This is a genomic window from Viscerimonas tarda (assembly GCF_054601255.1).
Genome location: NZ_BAAHWV010000079.1, coordinates 1 through 4,190, shown reverse-complemented (window position 1 = coordinate 4,190; position 4,190 = coordinate 1). Strand labels below are relative to the sequence as shown.

The window sequence follows — 4,190 nt, the reverse complement described above, 5'->3', positions numbered from 1 at the left end:
TTTCATTATTTCCATTAATAATTACTGATTTACGGCTGCAAAGGAATATAGAAAAAACTGTGTATTTATCTGCCTTTTAACAAGTGGCAGGGGTTTGCACCGAGAGTGGCAGGGGTTTGCCACCCCCAACCTGCCGATTTTCTGAAAACAGCCCTCTAACTTTGCAGCGGATTTCTAAAAACTGTTTTTTATGATACTAAAAACAAGAGATAAAGCAGAGAAAACTGGCAGGGCGAAAGTCAGTTTGGCTAATATAAAAGTCAATAGGGCTGACGCCCAATTCCGCGATAGCGGAATTTTGTTTGCACCTGCAAACGGCAAGTTGTATTTTGAGTTCCTCAAAATATTTTCAGTGCCTGAAAACACTTGCCCTTGCAGGGGGCAAAAACGCGCTCCGAAGTCGGCGTTTTTAATCGTAATTTTTAATTTGTAATTGAATAATGCTATGGCAACAGAAAAGAACAAGCCCAAGCAAGTTGGGCGCAAGCCGAAAGCCGACCCCTGCCGCCACCGTTTGGCCATCAATCTGAACGATGCGGACTTTGCCCGCTTCCTGACGCTTTTTGAACAGTCGGGCTTGCAGGACAGGGCGCATTTCATAACCGCCTGTATTTTTGAACGGCAATTGAAGGTAGTCAAAATCGACAAGGCGGCGATGGATTATTATATGCGACTGACAACATTTCACGCACAATTCCGCGCAATCGGCATGAATTACAATCAGGTTGTAAAGGCTATCAAATCCACTTTTACAGAGAAAAAAGCCCTTGCTTTCCTCTATAAATTGGAGCAGGCAACAAAAGAATTAGTAGCCTTTCAACAGAAAATCGAGGACTTGACAGCAGAGTTTGAACGCAATTACCTGAATCGTAATTTGTAATTTTTAATTCGTAATTGAATATTATGATAGCAAAAATCAGTTCAAGCAATAACCTCTACGGCGCACTTTCCTACAACCAGAACAAGGTTGATGAGAAACATGCGCAAGTCATTTTTACCAATAAAATGATAGAGCCGAAAGACGGGAATTTTGATATTTCCACCTGTTTGCTGTCCTTTGAAAACTACCTTCTGGCAAACAAACGGACGGAAAAACCGGTCATTCACCTGTCCATAAACCCCGACCCGAAAGACAAAGTTTCCGATGAACAGTTATCGGAAATCGCCCAGACCTATATGCAAAAAATGGGCTACGGCGACCAGCCTTTTATCGTCTATAAGCACGAGGACATTGAGCGCAGGCACATTCATATCGTTTCTTTGCGCATTGACGAGAACGGACGAAAGATTGACGGCAACTTTGAACGCCGCCGTTCGATGGATATTTGCCGCGACCTCGAACAGAAATACGGGCTAATTCCCGCCGACCAAAAACAAAAATCCCAATCGTCCCTGTTGTCCCTGAAACCGGTTAATTACAAAAACGGCGACATAAAGCACCAAATCGCCAATGTAATCCGCCCCATTGCTAAGGACTACCATTTTCAAAGTTTGAAGGAATATCGCGCCCTGCTTACCTTATATAATATAGGAGTAGAGGAAGTGAAAGGCGAAATTGGCGGCAAAGAATATAAAGGATTGATTTATTCCGCATTGAATAAAAAGGGTGAAAAAACAGGTAATCCGTTCAAATCTTCGCTTTTTGGAAAATCCGTTGGCATTGAAGCATTGGAAAAGCGTATGGAACAATCGGCGGAAATTATCAAAAGTAAACACCTGAAAGAACGCAGCAAAAAAGTTATTTCGGCAGTGATGCTTACCTCAAAACGCCGCGCCGACTTTGAAGGCGCGTTGGCTAAACAGGGCATTTCCGTAATATTTAGAGAAAATGAACAGGGCAGAATTTACGGCGCAACCTTTATAGACCACGAGCAAAAGTGCGTGTTCAACGGTTCTCGTCTGGGCAAGGAATTTTCGGCAAATGTGTTCAATGATTTGTTTAACGCTCAGAAACAGGATTTCAATGATACCGACAAAAAATCAAGCGAATCCTTTAATCATGAAAATCAAGGTTCAGACATCGGCGGCTTGTTTAACTTTTTTTCGTCCGAAACTCCGGGCGATGAAATTGAAGAACAAAACTTTATCCGCCGTTTGAAAAAGAAAAAAAGAAAACAAAGAAGATTATAAACTATTAAAAATTAAGATTATGCAACAGGAAGATGATTTAAGAGGTCTTGCAAAAACGATGGAATTTATGCGAGCCATAAGTATTTTATTTTGTGTGATTAATGTCTATTGGTTTTGTTACCAATACATTGTGGAGTGCGGGGTAAATATCGGCGTTGTCGATAAAATCCTGATGAATTTTAACCGTACAACGGGACTTTTTTCATCCATTCTTTGGACGAAAATCTTTGCCGTTGTGTTTTTGGCTTTATCCTGTTTGGGGACAAAAGGCGTAAAGGAGGAAAAGATTAAGTGGCGCAATATATGGCTGTGCCTTTGTTTCGGCTTTATCTTCTTTTTTCTGAATTGGTGGCTACTGCATTTGCCGTTGCCTTTGGTCGCCAACACCGGATTTTACATTTTTACTTTGACTGTCGGCTACATTCTTTTGCTGATGGCGGGACTGTGGATGAGCCGCCTGTTAAAGAATAATTTAATGGACGATGTTTTTAACCTCGAAAACGAAAGTTTTATGCAGGAAACGCGGCTGATGGAAAACGAGTATTCGGTTAATCTGCCGATACGATTTTTCTATAAAAAGAAGTGGAACAAGGGATGGATAAACATTGTCAATCCGTTCCGCGCCTCTATCGTACTCGGCACTCCGGGTTCGGGCAAGAGTTATGCAGTAGTCAATAATTACATTAAACAGCAGATACAGAAAGGCTTTTCAATGTACATTTACGATTTTAAGTTTGACGACTTGAGTGTGATAGCGTACAACACTCTGATGAATAACCTTGATAAATACAAGGTTAAGCCGAAATTCTATGTTATCAATTTCGACAATCCGCGCAAGTCGCACCGTTGCAACCCGATAAATCCGGCGTTTATGACGGATATTTCGGACGCATACGAAAGCGCCTATACAATAATGTTAAATTTGAACAAAACTTGGATTCAAAAGCAGGGCGACTTTTTTGTAGAAAGTCCGATAATCCTTTTAGCAGCAATAATTTGGTATCTCAAAATCTTTCAAAACGGCAGGTATTGCACCTTTCCCCACACCATTGAATTTCTCAACCAAAAGTATGTCGATATTTTCCCGATACTCACTTCTTATCCGCAGTTGGAGAACTATTTAAGTCCCTTTCTGGATGCGTGGGAAGGGGGTGCGCAAGACCAGCTCCAAGGGCAGATAGCAAGTGCTAAAATCCCCTTGTCCAGAATGATAAGTCCGCAATTATATTGGGTAATGACCGGCGATGATTTTTCGTTAGACATCAACAATCCCGATGAGCCGAAAATCCTTTGTGTAGGCAACAACCCCGACCGTCAAAATATTTATTCGGCGGCATTGGGATTGTATAACAGTCGTATTGTCAAGTTAATCAACAAGAAAGGGCAGTTAAAAAGCAGTGTGATTATTGACGAGTTGCCGACGATTTATTTTCGCGGTTTGGATAACCTGATAGCCACCGCCCGAAGCAATAAGGTTGCCGTTTGTCTGGGCTTTCAAGACTTTTCGCAGTTAAAACGCGACTACGGCGACAAGGAAGCAGCCGTTGTGATGAATACCGTAGGCAATATTTTCAGCGGTCAGGTAGTTGGCGAATCGGCAAAGAATCTTTCCGAGCGTTTCGGAAAGGTGTTGCAAAAACGTCAATCCATGACGATTAACCGACAGGACAAATCAACGTCCATTTCCACACAGTTGGACAGTTTGATACCCGCCTCTAAAATCAGTAATTTAACGCAGGGAATGTTTGTGGGCGCAGTGTCCGACAATTTCGACGAGCGGATAGAACAAAAGATTTTCCACGCCGAAATTGTGGTGGATAATGCCGCCGTTGCCCGCGAAACAAAAGCCTACCAAAAAATCCCCGAAATTCTTGATTTCTGCGATGGGGACGGCAACGACACCATGCAGGCGGAAATTGAACGCAACTACAACCAAATCAAAGCCGATGTGAAACAGATTGTTGCCGAAGAATTGTCGCGAATTGCTGCCGACCCTGACTTGCAGCATTTGATAAAAAAGGAGTAGGATTGAAAAGTGAAACCTCCCTTGTTTGAGATAC

General features: G+C 42.3%; 4 protein-coding genes. All 4 read left to right on the top strand.

Translation table 11 applies throughout. The features are described 5' to 3' along the window. Positions 1 to 190: 190 nt before the first annotated feature. The 4 genes from ACYPWY_RS15610 to mobC are packed head-to-tail and all read left to right on the top strand — an operon-like array spanning position 191 to position 4,156. Positions 191 to 433, top strand: coding sequence for a hypothetical protein (locus ACYPWY_RS15610; RefSeq protein WP_459686471.1), 243 nt, complete (start codon positions 191 to 193; stop codon positions 431 to 433). Positions 434 to 445: 12 nt separating this feature from the next. Then, a complete protein-coding gene (gene mobA, locus ACYPWY_RS15605) occupies positions 446 to 880 on the top strand; it encodes a conjugal transfer protein MobA (RefSeq protein WP_459686470.1) in 435 nt (144 codons plus the stop codon). Between the two features lie 23 nt (positions 881 to 903). Next, positions 904 to 2,130, top strand: a complete 1,227-nt coding sequence (gene mobB / locus ACYPWY_RS15600) for a conjugal transfer protein MobB (protein WP_459686469.1) — start codon at positions 904 to 906, stop codon at positions 2,128 to 2,130. A 19-nt stretch (positions 2,131 to 2,149) separates the two neighbouring features. Continuing rightward, positions 2,150 to 4,156 (top strand): conjugal transfer protein MobC, encoded by a 2,007-nt coding sequence (gene mobC / locus ACYPWY_RS15595; protein ID WP_459686468.1) that lies wholly within the window; start codon positions 2,150 to 2,152, stop codon positions 4,154 to 4,156. Positions 4,157 to 4,190: the final 34 nt, after the last annotated feature.